Origin of the sequence: Nocardioides sp. GCM10030259 (assembly GCF_042666375.1) — a bacterium.
In the GTDB taxonomy this organism is placed as follows: domain Bacteria; phylum Actinomycetota; class Actinomycetes; order Propionibacteriales; family Nocardioidaceae; genus Nocardioides.
Genome location: NZ_JBHTDF010000025.1, coordinates 547,697 through 563,555, shown reverse-complemented (window position 1 = coordinate 563,555; position 15,859 = coordinate 547,697). Strand labels below are relative to the sequence as shown.

Sequence of the window (15,859 nt, the reverse complement as noted above, 5' to 3'; positions counted from 1 at the left end):
AGGATCCGCGCAGCTGGGTTACGGGCAGGGCTCGCGCTTGGCGGCCCGGCTGGGGCGGCGCAGGCGCCCCACAGCCTGGCGCGGACCTGGCGGGTAGCCTTGTGGCCGGCCGAGTCCGGCAGGGCCTGGCGCTCCACCCCGGGAGCCGCAGGATGACCGGTTCGGTGAGATGGGCGCACAATGCGACCGGGGCGGCTAGGGCCGCGTGCGCGGAGGGCGGCCGCCAATGCGATGTGAGGTGCAGCCTGTCATCCGCGGTCGGGCCGGGCGGGAAGGTCGACCGCCGGACCGATCGGCGGTGGCCACGGGCCGGTTCGCCTGTTAGGTATGGAGTGCATGCCGGTCTTGTGTCGCCCGCCGCGCGGAGCAGACTCGACTTCAATGTCCGGTTGTCGCCACGAAGGCATGGCCGATCATCGTCTGGAGTCGACCCGCGCCGTCAGGTAAGGCCGGCAGTTGCCCGTCATCCCCCCGGAACCCGGATTTGAACCCATATCCACGCGCCTCAAACCGACTCAGCCAGTGCGCCGCGCACCCCGCTGACCTGCGCAAACACAGCGCGCTCGATGACCAACGGACCCGGTTTCTCCCGGTTCCCGACCAGTTTGTGGCAATCGGTTCAAATCTTCGCGCAAATTGAATCAGGCCCTGATCTGCGTTTCCGCAGGTCAGGGCCTGTTCATTTGTAGCGGGGGCAGGATTTGAACCTGCGACCTCTGGGTTATGAGCCCAGCGAGCTACCGAGCTGCTCCACCCCGCGTCGGTGAACCCAACCTTACAGACCGGGGTCGAGCGCGCCAAATCAGGGGTCAGCCGGCCGGGCTGGCCGTCTCGCCCTCCGTCTCCGACGGGGACTCCGACGGTGTCTCCTCGGGGGTCTCCGAAGGGGTCGCTGCGCCGCGGTTGTCGGCGAGCTCGAGCGCCTGCTCGATGAACGCTTGGGCCCGGTCGACCTGGCGCTGGTACGTCGCGAGGTCGCCCGCGGTGAGGGCCGTCTGGGCGGCGTCGTACGCCGCGTCGGCGTTGCGCAGCAGCTCGTCGATCTGCTGGCTGACCGTGCCCTGGCCGCCGCCGGTGCTCCCGCCACCTCCGGTGTCGCCGCCCGTGTCGCCACCGGTATCGCCTCCGGTGTCCGTGCTGGCGGTCTCCCCCAGCACGTCCTCGAGGGCCTTGAGCAGCGTGGCGCCGTGGCCGATCTCGTTGCCGTACTTGACCAGCACGTAGCGCAGGATCGGGAAGCTGGACTCCGACCCGGCCCGGCTGGCGTACACGGGTTGCACGTACATCAGGCCCTTGTCGATCGGCAGCGTGAGCAGGTTGCCGTAGCTGACGGTGCCGCCACTGCGGTTGAACTGGGCGATGAGGTCGGCGATGTCCGGGTCGGCGGCGAACTGGTTCGCGACCTGGCCGGGGCCGGGGGTCTGCTCGGAGCGCAGCTGGAGCACCCGCATGGTGCCGTAGTCCTCGCTCGTCGCGTCGGAGTCGACGGAGACGAACGACGCGAGGTTGCTCTTCTGGTACGGCACGAAGACCGAGGTGACCGAGAACCGGCCGTTGGCCGCGGCGTCGCCGACGAAGAGGCGGTACGGCGGCTGGAACTGGCCGGCGGCGTACGGGTCCTCCGGCACCTCCCACCGGTTGTTGCCCTGGTAGAAGTCGCTCGGGTCGGTGACGTGGTAGCGGGCGAGCTGGTAGCGCTGCACCTGGAAGAGGTCCTCGGGGTAGCGCAGGTGCTCCATGAGCTCCTCGGAGATCTCCGACTTCGGCTGGACCGTGCCCGGGAAGGCCTTCTGCCAGGCCTGGAGCAGCGGGTCCTCCTCGTCCCAGGCGTAGAGCGTGACGTCGCCGGTGTAGGCGTCGACGGTCGCCTTGACCGCGTTGCGCATGTAGTTGATCTCATCGGTCGGCAGCGTCTGCAGCCCGGTGTCGGCCTGCAGCGAGTCGTCGGTCATCTCCTCGAACGACTCCCGCTCCGAGCCCGGGTAGCGGTCCGTGGTCGTGTAGCCGTCGAGGATCCACACGATCTTGCCGTCCACGATCGCCGGGTAGGGGTCGCTGTCGACGGTCAGCCACGGGGCGACCTTCTTCACGCGCTCGCGCGGCGTCCGGTTGTAGAGCAGCTGGCTGTTGTCGTTGACGCGCCCGGAGAGCAGGAAGTTGGGCTCGCCGAACTTGACGCCGAACATGAGCTGGTTGAAGAAGCCGCCCACGCTGGCGTCGCCCGGGCCGTCGAACGTCGTGGTCGTGCCGGCCTCCGAGCCGGGCGCCGGCAGGTTGAGCTCGACGTCGGTCGCGCCCTCGCTCGACTTGCCCACGATGGAGTACTCCGGGCTCTGCTCGCCGTAGTAGATGCGGTCCTCGAACTCGCCCACCGCGTTGGTCAGACCGTCCTCGCCGGAGCCGCTGCCCTGCGCCCAGACCAGGCCACTCTGGTCGCCGCCCAGCTGGTTGCTGGCGTCGATCTGTGCGGAGTTGTCCTCGGGGCGCTGGTTGGCGTACGCCGCGATGACCCCGTTGCCGTGGGTGTAGACCGTGTGCAGGTTGGACCAGTTGCGGTCGCTCGCGGGGATGCCGGACTGGTCGAGCTCACGGACGCCGAGCACCAGGGCGCGGTCGTTGCCGGCGATCTCGTAGCGGTCGACGTCGAGCACGTCGGCGACGGAGTAGTAGGCGCGGACCTGCTGGTTCTGCTCGAACGCCTGCCGCACCAGCTGGGGGTCGACCAGCGGCGTGGAGGAGGTCCGCGCGTCGAGGTCGTCGACGGAGGCGTCCGGCGTCGCCGCCGGCGCGAAGTCCTCGTCGACCTCGACGTCGCCGATGTCGTACGCCGCGCGCGTGGCCTCGATGTTGGCCTGGATGTACGGCGACTCCTTGTCGGCCTCCGACGGCTTCACCTGGAACTGCTGGACGATGCCGGGCCAGATCAGGCCGAGCAGGATCGCCGACACCGCGAGCAGCGCCAGGCCGACCGAGGGCAGCAGCCAGGTGCGCCGCCACACGTTGACGAAGAAGAGCACGGCGCAGATGACAGCGATGCCGAGCAGGATGTTCTTCGAGGGCAGGATCGCGTTGTCGCCGGTGTAGTTCATGCCGGTGAAGAGCGTGCCGGAGCGGGTGACGAGGTCGTAGCGGTCGAGCCAGTAGTCCGCGGCCTTGACGAGCACGAAGAGCCCGAGCAGCACCGAGATCTGCACCTGCGCCGCGCCGGAGAGCCGGTCGCGCGAAGTCTGCAGCCGGATGCCGCCGTACAGGTAGTGGACGACGACGGCGGCGATAAGGGCGACCACGAGCACCGCCATCGCGTAGTCGACGAGGTAGTGCAGCCACGGCAGGTCGAAGACGTAGAACCCGATGTCCTTGTCGAACCACTTGTCGCGCTCGCCGAAGGAGCCGCCGTTGCGCCAGAGCAGGTAGTTGCGCCACTCCCCGATCGCCGAGCTGCCGGCGAAGGCGCCCAGCACGATCGAGATGCCGACGAGCAGCCAGGTGCGGATCGGCGTCACCGCGTCGCGGTAGCGGTCCAGCCCCGTCTGCTCGGGCGAGCTGGGCCGGAAGAACGGGCGGAAGCGGTAGGCGAGGTAGATGTTGACCCCGACGACGAGGCCCATGACCGCGCCGAAGACGAGGAAGAGCCCCGCGCGGGTCCAGAACATCGTCGAGAAGACCTCGGCGTAGCCGCCGGCGTCGTACCAGAGCCGGTCGGTGTAGATCGAGGCGAAGGTCGACAGCCCGAGGAATGCCAGCACCAGCACGACCGCGGTGATGATCAGCGCCCGCGAGCGCCCCGAACCGCGCGGTGCCCGGGTGCTCCCCCGTGACTCCTCGTCGAACAGCTCACTCATGCCGTGCCTTTCCTTCTTTCCTCACGCCTCATTCTCCGGCTCGTCCTCAAGCGTGACACCCAGCAGTTCGAGAAGCCCCGGCACCAGGTCGGCGCCGCCCACCACGGACTGGTCGTCGTCGTGGGCGCGCAGGCGCATGGCGCAGTACGTCGCACCGGCCCGCGTCACGCCGGCCACGATCCGGACCTCCTGGCGGTCGGGGTGCTCCCGCGCGAACTGCTCCGCGAGCGTCCGGTCGTCGGGGATCTGCTCGTCGGCGTCCGGGGGCAGCACCAGCCGCTCCACGACGGCGGCGCAGCCCGTCACGCTGGGCGGCCACGAGATCGACCGCAGGGTCTCCTCGAACGGCTGGTCCGCGGCCAGCTGCTCCTGCTCGATCGGGGTGAGCGACCCCTCGGCCGACGCGGCGTCCAGGCCCATCGCCGAGGCGAGCGCCGGCTCGTGGGCGACCAGCGAGCCGGTGTCGACCAGGGCGTAGAGGCGCGCGGGCTGGTCCCAGCCCTCGGCCGCGATGTGGCTCTCGATCTCCAGCACGGCGGCGGCGAGCGCCGGGTCGACGTTCTCGAAGCCGGGCAGCGCGGAGTCGTAGTCGTCGGTCATGCGGCGTCTCCACAGGAGGGAAGGTCGGCGTCGGAGTCCTCGACCCACTTCTCGATCGACTGCAGCGCGCTGTGCGTCGACTCGGCCTCCACCAGGCGCATGTCGCCGTGGGCGGAGTGGACGGCCTCGTCGCAGTTGTCGGGCGGCACCAGGAACAGCTCCGCGCCGGCCTGCTCGGCGCCGGCGATCTTCTGCTGGATGCCGCCGATCGGGCCGACGCTGCCCGCCGCGTCGACCGTGCCCGTGCCCGCGATGGTCCGGCCGTCGGTCATCGAGCCCTCGGTGAGGAGGTCGTAGATGCCGAGGCTGAACATCAGCCCGGCGCTCGGGCCGCCGATGGCCGGGTCGATCGCGATCTTCACGTCGACCGGGAAGTCCGTGGTCTGGGTGCCGACCTGGATGCCGACCTGCGGCCGACCGTCGGTCTCCCGCGGCGTCACCCGGACCGTGCGGCGCTCCCCGTCACGGCGTACGACGAACGCCACGGGCTGCCCCGCCTCGACGCGGCCGACCGCGTCGACGACGTCGTCGGAGTCGGCGACCTGCTCGCCGTCGACCCGGAGGATCACGTCGCCCTGCTGCAGCCGGCCCTCGGCCGGGCTGCCCTCGTCGACGCCGGCGACCACGGCCTCGGTGACGTCGTACCCGAGCTCGGTCAGCGCGGCGGCGGTCGCGGCGTCCTTGGAGGAGGTCATCTCCTGCTGCCCCTCCTCCCGGTCCTGCTCGACGGTGCCACCCTCCGGGTAGATCGCGTCGAACGGGTAGACCGCGCTGGAGGCGCTGATCCAGTCCTGCATCAGCTCGAAGATGCTGTTGTGGGCGTCGCGCTGGGACACGAAGACGGTGGTCATCCGCAGCTCGCCGTCGTCGGCCCAGGTCTCGTGGCCGCTGACCTGGATGATCGGGTCGCCGTCCCCGTTGTCGCCGAGGACGTCGACGGTGAGGCCGGGCTCGTAGGTGACGTAGGGCAGCGACTCGAAGGCGGCCGCGACCCACAGCGCGATCACCAACGGCACGGCCATCAGGCCGGCGAGGGTGCGCTGTGTCATGGCGCCAAGAGTGTCAGACAGCGCCAACGCGCGCGCGGCGCGGTCAGGACGCTCGACGCGAGGGCCGTACGGCGACGCCGGTGCTCCGGTCGCGCTCCGGCTGCGGCGCGGCGTACCCCGGCGCCGGACGGCGACGCTTCCGGTCGGGCTCGAGCGCTGCCGCGATCCGGCGCACAGCGACGTCGCGGTCGACCTCGCCGCGGCCCTCGCGGCCGACCCAGCCGACCCACAGCATGGCGACGACGGTCGCCACCGCCGACGGCACGAGCCAGAGCAGGATCTCCACGCGTCCGAGGGTAGGCCGGCGCGCAGCGGCCGCCGGGGAGGCTCGCCTAGGGCGTGCCGACCCACTCCTCGGTGCCGTCGCCGAAGCGCTGGTGCTTCCAGATCGGCACCTCGGCCTTGAGGGTGTCGATCAGCGCGCGGGAGGCCGCGAAGGCGTCGCCACGGTGGCTGGCGGTCGTCGCGACGACGACCGCGATGTCGCCGATGTCGAGGCTGCCGACCCGGTGCACCGCGGCGACGCCGTGCACGTCGTACTCAGTCGCGACGCGCTCGCAGACGTCGCGGAGCCGGTCGACGGCGGTGGGGTGGGCGCTGTAGTCGAGGCCGAGGACTCCCTTGCCGTGGTCGTGGTCCCGGACCCGGCCGACGAAGAGGGTCAGCCCGCCGGAGGCGTCGTCGTCGAGCGCGGCGACGACCTCGGCGACGTCGAGGGGGGTCTCGCGCAGCTCGGCGAGGCGTACGGCGGTCACGGAGCAGACAGTAGCCGCGTACGGTTGGGGGCATGAACGACAAGCCGGGCGACACCCCCGAGGACCGGCCGGACGACGGTGGCCAGAACCCCTTCAAGGGCACGCCCTTCGAGCAGTTCTTCGCCGGCGGGATGCCGGGCGGTGCCGGCATGCCCGGCGGGATGCCCGACCTCAACCAGCTCTTCAGCCAGATCCAGTTCCTGATGCAGCCCCACGAGGGCCCGGTGAACTGGGACTTCGCGATCGACCTGGCACGCAAGACCGTGGCCCAGTCACCCGACCCGAGCCCGACCCAGCGTCAGCGCGACGCCGTCGCCGACGCCTTCCAGCTCGCCGACCACTGGCTCGACGAGGCCACGGCGTTCCCCTCCGGCGTGACGACGCCGGCCGCGTGGAGCCGCGCCGAGTGGGTCGTCGGCACGACCGACGTGTGGAAGGTGCTCGTCGAGCCGATCGCCGAGTCGTCGGTGCAGGCGCTCGGCAACGTGATGCCCGCCGAGACCCGCGACATGTCCGGTCCGCTCCTCGGCATCCTCGGCAAGGCCGTCGGCGGCATGCTCGCCGGCCAGATCGGCTCCGGGCTCGGCGCGCTCGCCTCGGAGGTGCTCAGCGTCTCCGACATCGGACTGCCGCTCGCCGCGCCGGGCAAGGCCGCGGTCGTCAGCGCCAACCTCGACACCTTCGCCGCCGATCTCGACGTCGCCGCCGAGGACGTCCTCCTGTACGTCGCGCTGCGCGAGGCCGCCCACCAGCGCCTGTTCGCACACGTGCCGTGGCTGCGCGACCACCTCATCGGCGCGGTGGCCGACTACGCCCGAGGCATCGAGATCAACGCCGAGGCCATCCAGTCCCGCATCGAGGAGCAGATGCGCGGGATCGACCCGACCAACCTCGAGTCGATGCAGCAACTGCTCGAGGGCGGGATGTTCGACCTGCCCCGCTCCCCCGCCCAGGACGCCGCCCTGCAGCGGCTCGAGGTCACCCTCGCGCTCGTCGAGGGCTGGGTGGACGAGGTCGTCGGCCAGGCGACCGCCGAGCGGATGCCGACCGCGGGCAGGCTCCAGGAGATCTTCCGTCGGCGCCGCGCCGCGGGCGGACCCGCGGAGCAGACGTTCGCGACGCTCGTCGGCCTCGAGCTGCGGCCGCGCCGGCTGCGCGACGCCTCGACGCTGTGGGGCTCGCTGCGCACCCGCCAGGGCACCGAGGCCCGAGACGGCGTCTGGATGCACCCCGACCTGCTCCCCACCGCGGCCGACCTCGACGACCCGCTGGGCTTCCGCGAGGACGCCACGGCGCCGCCGCAGCTGAGCGACGAGGACTTCGACGCCGAGCTCAAGAAGCTGCTCGGCGACGACCAGTCCGGTCCCGCCTCCGAGGAGTGAGCCTCCACGCCGACGCGCTGCGGGTGCTGCGCGGCTGGGCCGCGCCCAGCGACGCGCAGGAGGCACTGCGGCAGCGGTACGTCGCTCACCTCGAGGCCCGGCGGGACGGCATGCAGCGGTCCTGCTCGCCCGAGCACGTCACCGCCAGCGTGCTGGTGCTCGACGAGGCGCGGACCCGCCTGCTGCTGACCCACCACGCCAAGTCGGGCCGCTGGTTCCAGCTCGGCGGCCACACCGAGGCCGGGGACGCCACGCTGGCCGGGGCCGCGCTCCGTGAGGCGGTCGAGGAGTCCGGGCTGCCCGCCGCGGACCTGGACCTCGACCCCGAGCCCGTGCTGCTCGACGCCCACCACGTGCCGTTCTGCGGCGACGTGCCCACGTGGCACCTCGACGTGATGTTCCGGGCGACGGCGCGCGACGGCGTGCTCCCGGCCGTCAGCACGGAGTCGCTGGACGTGCGCTGGTGGCCGCTGGACGACCTGCCCGACCCGGAGCTGGGCACGTTCGCGGCCCTGGCCCTCGCCCGGCCGTAGGGCGACCGCCGGGCGCGCGCGGATCCGCTGCCGCGTCTCCGCTAATCGACCTCCGCGTCCGGCTCCTCGCCGGGCGGCAGGTCCAGGCGGGCGGCCGTCGACCAGCCGATCAGGTATCCCTTCGCCCGCTCCGACTGCGGGTAGCGGTCCACCCACGACCAGAAGCGGTCGTTGTGGCTGGACTCGAAGAGGTGCGCGAGCTCGTGGATGAGCACGTAGTCGATGACCCACGACGGCATCCCCTGCAGCCGGGCCGACAGCCGGATCGTGCGGTCGCCCGGGGTGCACGAGCCCCAGCGGGACGCCTGGTTGTCGACCCACCGCACCGACTCCGGCAGCGCCAGGCCGCCGAGGTAGCGGTCGCTGAGCGACTTCGCCCGCCTCATCAGGTCCTCGTCGCTGGGCTTGCGCCGGCGCTCGGACTTCTCGAGCCGCGCGAGCATGGTCTCGACCCACTCCGCCTCCTCCTTGCGCGACAGCGAGGCGGGGATGAGCACCACGACGCGGTCGCCGTCGCGGTACGCCGACACGGTGCGGCGCCGCCGCTTCGAGCGGCGTACCTCCACCTCGGGCCGGTCCATGACGTGAACCTAGCCGTTCGCCCAGGCCAGGAGGCGTTCCTTCGGCCAGGTGTTGACGATCCGGTCGGCGTCGATGCCGGCCTCCTCGGCCCGCTCGCACCCGTAGACCTGGAAGTCGAGCTGCCCCGGCGCGTGCGCATCGCTGTCGATCGAGAAGAGGCAGCCGATGTCGCGGGCGAGCTCGAGCAGCTTCGTCGGCGGGTCGCGTCGCTCGGGCCGGCTGTTGATCTCGACCGCCGTGTTGCTCGCCGCGCAGGCCTCGAACACCGCCTTCGCGTCGAACTGGGACGGCGGCCGCGTGCCGCGGTTGCCCATGACCATGCGGCCGGTGCAGTGGCCGAGCACGTTCGTGAACGGGTTCTGCACGGCGGCGACCATCCGCTTCGTCATGTCCGCCGCGTCCATCCGCAGCTTCGAGTGGACGCTCGCGACCCGGAGGTCGAGCCGGGCGAGCAGGCGCTCCTCCTGGTCGAGCGCGCCGTCGTCGAGGATGTCGACCTCGATGCCCTTGAGCAGTGTGAAGCCACCGTCTCCCATCGACGACAGGTGCGTGTTGACCGCATCGACGACGTCGAGCTGGCGGGACAGCCGCTCCGGGCTCAACCCCCGCGCCACGGTCAGCCGCGGCGAGTGGTCGGTCAGCACCAGGTAGTCGTGCCCGAGCTCGATGGCGGTGAACGCCATCTCCTCGATCGGCGAACCGCCGTCGGACCAGTCGGAGTGGGAGTGCAGGTCGCCGCGCAGCGCGGCGCGCAGGTCGAGGCCGCCGCCGGTCAGCGCGCCGCCGTGCTGCTCCTCGAGGGCGGCGAGCCGCTCGGGCATCTCGCCGCGCACGACCTGCTCGATCACCTTCGCCGAGCTCGCCCCGACGCCGGGGAGCTTGGTGAGCGTGCCCTGCTCGACGGCGGCCACCACCTCCTCGGGCGGCAGCGGCAGGATCGCCGCCGCGGCGCCGCGGAACGCCTTGACCTTGTAGGTGTCCTCGCGCCCACGCTCGAGCAGGAACGCGATCCGTCGCAGCGCGGCGACCGGACCACCGTCGTACGACACGCCGACACCTCCCGATCTCGGTCCAGGGTTTCTTTCGTCCACAACCGGTGGACAGCCATTGTGGCTGGTCAGCGCGGCGGAGCGAGCGGTACGCCGCGCGCCGTCCACAGTCGAATCCCGCGTCCGACCCCCGTCCTCCACCGCGGATCCGCCTCGTCCACAGCATTGTCCACAGGGTTTTCCACAGGGTAGGGGTCGCGCGCGTTGACCCTCGCGCGGCTCGCCTCCTAGCGTCTTCCCAGACGAGGCCCCCGGGCCGCCGAACGACACTCGCAAGGGGAAGGCGAGTGTCGGGCTGGCGGGGCGGGGGCCTCTTCTACATCTCGCCCTACCGGCCGGTGAAGACCGGCGCGCGCTTCTCCTGGGCCGCGCGGATGCCCTCCTGGAGGTCCGCCGTCGCGAGCGTGATCGGCTGGGCCATCGCCTCCCACTGCAGGCATGCCTCGACGTCGGCGTGGCCCCCGTCGCGCAGCGCGAGCTTCGTCAGCCTGCTCGCGATCGGCGCGGTCGCGGCGATCCCCTCGGCGGTGTCGAGCACCTCGTCGAGGAACGCCGCCGGCTCGATCACCCGCGAGACCAGCGCGAGCCGCTGCGCCTCGGCGGCGTCCACGACCCGCCCGGTCAGCAGCAGGTCCCGCGCGTGCGCCTCGCCCACCACGTTCGGGAGGAGGTACGTCGCCGCCATGCCGGGGTGCATGCCCAGCTTCACGAACGGCGCGCCGAGGCGGGCGCCCTCCGCGGCGTACCGGATGTCGCAGGCCAGCGCCAGGCACAGGCCTGCCCCGATGGCGGCGCCATTGACGGCGGCGATCGTGGGGACCTCCAGGCGCCGGATCGACAGCCAGGCCCGGTAGAAGGCGATCATCCGGGTGCGCAGGTGGTCGACCGAGGCGTCCGGCTCGCTGGCGATCCACGACGTGTTGCCCCCCGAGCAGAAGGCCGTGCCCTCCCCGGTCACCACGACCGCGCGCACCGACCGGTCGGCCGCGATCTCGTCGACGGCGGCGACCCAGGACGAGGTCATCTCGTCCGACATCGCGTTGCGCTGGTCGGGGTTGTCGAGGGTCAGCAGCGCGACGCCGTCGCGGGGGCGCTCGAGGCGCAGGTGGCTCAGTCCGGGCATGCGGACAACGTACTCACGCCGCTGGCGGCGCGCCGTGACCGAAATCGCCTCCACGGTGTGCCTGCAGCACGCTCAGCCCCGCGTGTCGTAGGGTCGGACACGGCCCAGCGGCACCCCGCAGGGCTCCGACGGGTCTTCCCCCTCGCCCCGTCGCGACGACCGAAGAGATGAACTAGGCAAGGAGGCCGTCATGGCGGAGACCTGGAGCGGCGAGTTCTACTGCGTGAAGTGCAAGGAGAAGCGCGAGGCGAGCGGCGAGGTCAAGGTCAACGACAAGGGCACCAAGATGGCCAAGGCCGTCTGCCCCGTCTGCGGCACGAACCTCAACCGGATCCTCGGCAAGGCCTGACGCGCACGCGCACAGCCCCACGAGTTCCACGGCGGCGTCACCCCGGGTCCACCCCGGGGCGGCGCCGCCGTCGCATTTTCGCCTGTGGACGACCGCCCGGAGCCCTGAATCGCGGGTAGACGTCCCGGCATGAGCCTCCTGCGCGACGGTCTCCACGTCGTACGCCGCGACGACCGGCACCTCCAGATCGGCGTCGACCCGCCGTGGCGGGTGATCGCACCCGACGACCCCGACGTGCACCGCGTGCTCGCCGACCTCGCCGCCGACCGGTGGCCGCGGCCGGCGTCGACCAGCGGCCATCGCCTGCTGCGCGACCTGACCACCGCCGGCATGCTCCGGCCCGACCCGCCCGCGGGCGGCCGGGTGGCGCTCGCCGGAGCCGCCGCGCCCTGCGCCGAGGCGGCCCGGCTGCTCACCGCCCCGGGGACCAGGCTCGTCGACGACCCCGACGAGTCCGACGTCGTCCTCGTGCTGGCCGCGGGCGAGCCGCCGCGCGACCTCCTCGACGACCACCTGCGCGAGGGCCGCGCCCACCTCGTGGTCGGCGCCGGGGCGACCGGCCACCGGGTCGGGCCGTTCGTGGTGCCCGGGGCGACCGCCTGCCAGCGCTGCGTCGACGCCCACCTCGGCGAGGGCGACCCGCGCCGGGCCGTCGTCGTGGAGCAGCTCGGCGGCGTGCCCGCCACGCCCGGCGACGCCGCGCTGGCGGCCCTGGCCGTCGCCTGGGCGGTCCGCGACGTGCAGGCGTACGTCGCCGGCAGCCGCCCCACGACCTGGTCGGCCACCGTCGACCTCGGCCTCGAGCTCTCCCCGCGTCCGCGCACGTGGCAGCGGCACCCCTACTGCGGGTGCGCGTGGGACGCTCTCGCAGGCTGACTGGGTCTCGACACGCCGGTCGCGGCTTCGTTCCGCTGGCGCGTCCTGCTCACCACCACTCGCTGTCGAGCTTGCTCTCCATCGCCCGCAGGTGCGTGCGGGAGCACTCGTCGCAGTAGGTGCGCCGGCGACCGTTCTCGACGGCCGTGGTCCAGGTCAGCGTCTTCGCGTCGTCGGTCTCGACGCGACCGCAGAAGTCGCACGTCGTGGACATGGGTCCAACCTACGCCGGGCACGCCGAGAGCCGGCCCCGACGACCTACGTCAGGACCGGCTCCCGGTCTCAGTCACCCGCGATCAGGTGTGGTGCGGACATGTCCTACAGCGTGCGGGCGAGGGCCAGACGCGCCTGCTGTGCCGCCCGCTCGGCCTTGCGGCTGAGTCGACGGGCACGGGCCAGCCGGTATCCCAGCTGGAGCTGCTGCGCCTCTCCCAGGCGCTCGGACATTTGAGCGCGGGCCAGGTTTTCGTGGAGAAGATTCATGATCGTGAGTCCGTTCGGGTTGGTCTGCTGGTGAGTGTTCATCGGAGTCGTTTCGACTTTCTGTGCTGCGGTGGCGCTCAGAGCGACCGGGCGATGGCGAGGCGGGCCTGCTGAGCGAGCCGGTCAGCCTTGCGACCGGAGCTGAGCACGCGGGCCAGACGCCGGCCCTGTCGGCACTGCTGTGCCTCACCCAGCCGAGCGGCTACGTGCGCCCGGGCCAGGTCCTGGTTGCTGAAGTTCATCTCGGTGTCCTCTGACGTCGTTGTCGGAAGTGGAGCGATGACGGATGGATGGATGGATGGAGCTGCTTACGCGGCGACCTCGTTCTTGCGGGGCCGGCCGCGAGGCCGCTTGCGCGGGATCACGACGCCCTGGAGGAAGAGCTGGCCGCCCCAGACGCCCCAGGGCTCACGCCGCTCGAGCGCCCCGTCGAGGCACAGCGTCCGGACCGGGCAGTCCAGGCACAGGGCCTTGGCGGCCTCGACGTCGCTGGGCGACTCCGCGAACCAGAGCTCGGGGTTGTTCACCCGGCAGGGAAGCAGCTCGTCGTCGACGCGCTCGGCCTCGTCGTGGAGCAGCCCCAGGCTGACCTCGGCAGTCCCATCGGTGCGGACGAGTTCACTGATGGTCATGTTTCACCTCCTTCGGTACCTGATCGCTGTGGGTGTTGCGTTCGGTTCGAAAAAACAGAAAGGCCGCGGATCCCGGGTTCGGGTTCCGCGGCCTGGAGGCTGCCGATGTCTGTTGGGTGTCAACAGGTCGGTGGTCTCCAGGCACTGGTCCCCGGGAAGTAGGACTGGGCAAGGCCCATGTCTCCCTTGACGCCGCCCTTGGTGGCCGCGATCACCGCGCGCTCGCGCACGACAGCAGCCGTGGTGCGGGCATCGATCGCCGGCGTGAAGCCGCCGAAGGCGTGGCCGGAAATGGGCGCGCAGAAGCGAGACGGGGTCTGAGCCGTCATCCAGATCTGATTGCTGTTCACAAGGGCCACCTCCTTCGGTGAATCGTGCGCCGGTCGTGCCAGGACCGTGGTGCGCGGCGGTTGGTGAGAGGAAACTATCGGGTGCCGGGTGTAATGGGCAAACGATTTAGTGCCCATTTCCCGAAAAGTTCCTGCCATTCGCCTCTTGCGCCGTCCGAACGCTCTCGAAAGGCGCCGCTGGTCTGGACCAGTTGTCGTTTCAACAGCGCGCTCAACCGACCAGCTCGAGGACCTCGTCGCCGTACTTCTCGACCTTCGACCGGCCGATCCCGTTGATGCGCAGCAGCGCGTCGGCCGTGCGCGGCTTGTGCTCGGCGATCAGCTGCAGCGTGGCGTCGGTGAACACGACGAACGCCGGCTTGCCCTCCTCGCCCGCGCGCTCCTTGCGCCACGCGCGCAGCCGCTCGAAGAGCTCCTCGTCGTACGACGCCGGGCAGTCGGCGCACCGGCCGGTCTTCTTCTCCGCCCCGGTCGAGAGTGGCCGGCCGCACTCGCGGCAGCGGGCCACCTTGCGGCTGCGGGGCTGCGCCGCCTCGGCGCGGGCCGACTCGGGCAGCAGCGGGTCGAGGAAGCGCGACGGCTTGCGGGAGGCGCGACCGCCGGGGTTGCGGGCCAGCGACCAGGACAGCGCGAGGTCGACCCGGGCGCGGGTCATGCCGACGTAGAGCAGCCGGCGCTCCTCCTCGACGGCGGCCGGGCTCTCGGCGTAGGTGATCGGCAGGGTGCCGTCCTGGAGGCCGCACAGGAAGACCGAGTCCCACTCGAGGCCCTTGGCGGCGTGGAAGGTCGCGAGCGTGACCCCGTCGGCGACCGGGGCGTGCTGCTCGGCCGCGCGGCGGTCGAGCTCGTCGACGAACGCGTTGAGGTCGGCACCCTCGGCCTTCGCGAACTCGGTGGCCTGGTCGACCAGCGCCTGCCACGACTCCCACCGGTCGCGGGTCTGGCCGCGGGTGGTCGGGGCCTCGGGGCTCCAGCCCATGCCGGCGAGGATCGCGGCCACGGCCTCGACGACGCCGTCGCCCCCGGCCTCGCCCGAGCGGGCTGCTCCGCGCAGCCGGGTGACCGCCTCGCGGACCTCGGGGCGGTCGAAGAAGCGAGCGGCGCCGCGCACGACGTACGGGAGGGCGCGGGCGGCGAGCGCCTCCTCGAAGGCCTCGGACTGCGCGTTGATGCGGAAGAGCACCGCGACCTCGCCGAGCGAGCGGCCGGCGTCGCGCAGCCGGGCGACCTGGGCGGCCACGGCCTCGGCCTCGGCGACCTCGTCGGGGCGCGGGGTGTAGGAGACGGCCGGGCCGGACGGCCGCTGGGCGCGCAGCTCGACGCCGCGGCTCGACGACGCGGCGAGCAGGGTGTTGGCGGCGTCGACGACCTCCGGGGTGGAGCGGTAGTTGCGGACCAGATCGATCGACACCGCGTCGGGGAACTCGGTGCGGAAGTCGCGCAGGTAGCGCGCGTCGGCGCCGGCGAACGAGTAGATGGTCTGGGCCGGGTCGCCGACGACGCAGAGCTCGTCGCGCCCCCCGAGCCACAGCCGCAGCAGCGCCCACTGCAGTGGCGACACGTCCTGGAACTCGTCGACGACGAACCACTTGTACTGCCGGCGCACCTGCGCGGCCACCCGCTCGTCGCCGTCGAGGAGGCCGGCCGTCAGCAGCAGCACGTCCTCCATGTCCATGCGGCCCTGCGCGCGCTTGACCTCTTCGTACGACGCGAAGATCCGCGCGACCGTCTCGTGGTCCTGGCCGGACACGGCGCGACCGCGCGTGCGGGCGAGGCGGGCGTAGTCGTCGGGGTGGACGTTGCTGACCTTCGCCCACTCGATCTCGGAGGCGAGGTCGCGCAGCAGCGCCTGGTCGGCGCTCAGCCGCTGGCGCCGGGCGGCCGAGGCGAGCAGGCCGATCTTGGACTCGGTGAGCGTGGGCAGCTCGGTGCCCTGCACGCGCGGCCAGAAGTAGCGCAGCTGGCGCAGCGCGGCCGAGTGGAACGTGCGGGCCTGGACGCCACCGGCCCCCAGCGCGCGCAGCCGCCCCCGCATCTCCCCCGCGGCGCGGGTGGTGAACGTGACCGCCAGCACCTCGGTCGGCGCGTAGACGCCGGTCGCGACGCCGTGGGCGATGCGGTGGGTGATCGCCCGCGTCTTGCCGGTCCCGGCGCCGGCCAGCACCCGCACCGGCCCGCGCAGCGCCTCGGCGACCTGGCGCTGCTCGGGGTCGAGCGCGGTCAGCAGGTCGGGCACGCCTCACACCCTAGACGC

General features: G+C 72.0%; 18 protein-coding genes and 1 tRNA gene. 4 read left to right on the top strand and 15 right to left on the bottom strand.

Annotated elements, in window-relative coordinates:
* Positions 1-686: 686 nt before the first annotated feature.
* From ACFQQI_RS22165 to ACFQQI_RS22140, 6 genes are all read right to left on the bottom strand, one after another.
* Positions 687-760, bottom strand: a tRNA-Met gene (locus tag ACFQQI_RS22165).
* Positions 761-809: 49 nt separating this feature from the next.
* Complete coding sequence (locus tag ACFQQI_RS22160) at positions 810-3,842, bottom strand: UPF0182 family protein (RefSeq protein ID WP_378568656.1); 3,033 nt, start codon at positions 3,840-3,842, stop codon at positions 810-812.
* Positions 3,843-3,863: 21 nt separating this feature from the next.
* The gene (locus tag ACFQQI_RS22155; protein ID WP_378568654.1) at positions 3,864-4,442 is read right to left on the bottom strand and encodes a PPA1309 family protein; all 579 of its coding nucleotides are present in this window, start codon (positions 4,440-4,442) and stop codon (positions 3,864-3,866) included.
* The gene (locus tag ACFQQI_RS22150) at positions 4,439-5,491 is read right to left on the bottom strand and encodes a PDZ domain-containing protein (protein ID WP_378568652.1); all 1,053 of its coding nucleotides are present in this window, start codon (positions 5,489-5,491) and stop codon (positions 4,439-4,441) included. The genes ACFQQI_RS22155 and ACFQQI_RS22150 overlap by 4 nt, the downstream gene beginning before the upstream one ends.
* A gap of 43 nt (positions 5,492-5,534) precedes the next feature.
* Positions 5,535-5,777, bottom strand: coding sequence for a hypothetical protein (locus tag ACFQQI_RS22145; RefSeq protein WP_378568650.1), 243 nt, complete (start codon positions 5,775-5,777; stop codon positions 5,535-5,537).
* 46 nt (positions 5,778-5,823) lie between these two features.
* Positions 5,824-6,246 (bottom strand): molybdenum cofactor biosynthesis protein MoaE, encoded by a 423-nt coding sequence (locus tag ACFQQI_RS22140; protein ID WP_378568648.1) that lies wholly within the window; start codon positions 6,244-6,246, stop codon positions 5,824-5,826.
* Between the two features lie 32 nt (positions 6,247-6,278).
* On the opposite strand from ACFQQI_RS22140, the gene ACFQQI_RS22135 reads away from it, so the two are divergent.
* Complete coding sequence (locus ACFQQI_RS22135) at positions 6,279-7,628, top strand: zinc-dependent metalloprotease (RefSeq protein WP_378568646.1); 1,350 nt, start codon at positions 6,279-6,281, stop codon at positions 7,626-7,628.
* Positions 7,625-8,161 carry an NUDIX hydrolase gene (locus ACFQQI_RS22130; protein WP_378568644.1) on the top strand — a complete coding sequence of 179 codons (537 nt, stop codon included), beginning with the start codon at positions 7,625-7,627 and terminating at the stop codon, positions 8,159-8,161. The genes ACFQQI_RS22135 and ACFQQI_RS22130 overlap by 4 nt, the downstream gene beginning before the upstream one ends.
* Positions 8,162-8,202: 41 nt before the next feature.
* Here ACFQQI_RS22130 and ACFQQI_RS22125 read toward each other — a convergent pair whose 3' ends face one another.
* The 3 genes from ACFQQI_RS22125 to ACFQQI_RS22115 all read right to left on the bottom strand — a co-directional run bounded on the left by ACFQQI_RS22125 (position 8,203) and on the right by ACFQQI_RS22115 (position 10,915).
* The gene (locus ACFQQI_RS22125) at positions 8,203-8,742 is read right to left on the bottom strand and encodes a M48 family metallopeptidase (protein WP_378568642.1); all 540 of its coding nucleotides are present in this window, start codon (positions 8,740-8,742) and stop codon (positions 8,203-8,205) included.
* A 9-nt stretch (positions 8,743-8,751) separates the two neighbouring features.
* The gene (locus ACFQQI_RS22120; protein WP_378568640.1) at positions 8,752-9,792 is read right to left on the bottom strand and encodes a PHP domain-containing protein; all 1,041 of its coding nucleotides are present in this window, start codon (positions 9,790-9,792) and stop codon (positions 8,752-8,754) included.
* Between the two features lie 328 nt (positions 9,793-10,120).
* The gene (locus tag ACFQQI_RS22115; RefSeq protein ID WP_378568638.1) at positions 10,121-10,915 is read right to left on the bottom strand and encodes an enoyl-CoA hydratase/isomerase family protein; all 795 of its coding nucleotides are present in this window, start codon (positions 10,913-10,915) and stop codon (positions 10,121-10,123) included.
* Positions 10,916-11,105: 190 nt separating this feature from the next.
* Here ACFQQI_RS22115 and ACFQQI_RS22110 point away from each other — a divergent pair, with 190 nt between their 5' ends.
* Together ACFQQI_RS22110 and ACFQQI_RS22105 are read left to right on the top strand one after the other, a co-directional pair.
* A complete protein-coding gene (locus tag ACFQQI_RS22110) occupies positions 11,106-11,264 on the top strand; it encodes a DUF5679 domain-containing protein (protein ID WP_378568636.1) in 159 nt (52 codons plus the stop codon).
* Positions 11,265-11,393: 129 nt separating this feature from the next.
* Complete coding sequence (locus ACFQQI_RS22105) at positions 11,394-12,140, top strand: hypothetical protein (protein ID WP_378568634.1); 747 nt, start codon at positions 11,394-11,396, stop codon at positions 12,138-12,140.
* Positions 12,141-12,189: 49 nt separating this feature from the next.
* On the opposite strand, the gene ACFQQI_RS22100 is transcribed toward ACFQQI_RS22105, so the two are convergent.
* The 6 genes from ACFQQI_RS22100 to ACFQQI_RS22075 all read right to left on the bottom strand — a co-directional run bounded on the left by ACFQQI_RS22100 (position 12,190) and on the right by ACFQQI_RS22075 (position 15,841).
* Positions 12,190-12,354 (bottom strand): hypothetical protein, encoded by a 165-nt coding sequence (locus tag ACFQQI_RS22100; protein ID WP_378568632.1) that lies wholly within the window; start codon positions 12,352-12,354, stop codon positions 12,190-12,192.
* 104 nt (positions 12,355-12,458) lie between these two features.
* Positions 12,459-12,665, bottom strand: a complete 207-nt coding sequence (locus ACFQQI_RS22095) for a hypothetical protein (RefSeq protein ID WP_378568630.1) — start codon at positions 12,663-12,665, stop codon at positions 12,459-12,461.
* Between the two features lie 35 nt (positions 12,666-12,700).
* Positions 12,701-12,865: a hypothetical protein gene (locus ACFQQI_RS22090; protein WP_378568628.1), complete on the bottom strand. Its 165-nt coding sequence runs from the start codon at positions 12,863-12,865 to the stop codon at positions 12,701-12,703.
* 66 nt (positions 12,866-12,931) lie between these two features.
* Positions 12,932-13,255, bottom strand: a complete 324-nt coding sequence (locus tag ACFQQI_RS22085; protein ID WP_378568626.1) for a WhiB family transcriptional regulator — start codon at positions 13,253-13,255, stop codon at positions 12,932-12,934.
* Between the two features lie 119 nt (positions 13,256-13,374).
* On the bottom strand, positions 13,375-13,605 hold the full coding sequence (locus ACFQQI_RS22080) for a hypothetical protein (protein WP_378568624.1): 231 nt from the start codon (positions 13,603-13,605) through the stop codon (positions 13,375-13,377).
* Positions 13,606-13,816: 211 nt separating this feature from the next.
* On the bottom strand, positions 13,817-15,841 hold the full coding sequence (locus tag ACFQQI_RS22075) for an ATP-dependent DNA helicase UvrD2 (protein ID WP_378568622.1): 2,025 nt from the start codon (positions 15,839-15,841) through the stop codon (positions 13,817-13,819).
* Positions 15,842-15,859 lie beyond the last annotated feature (18 nt).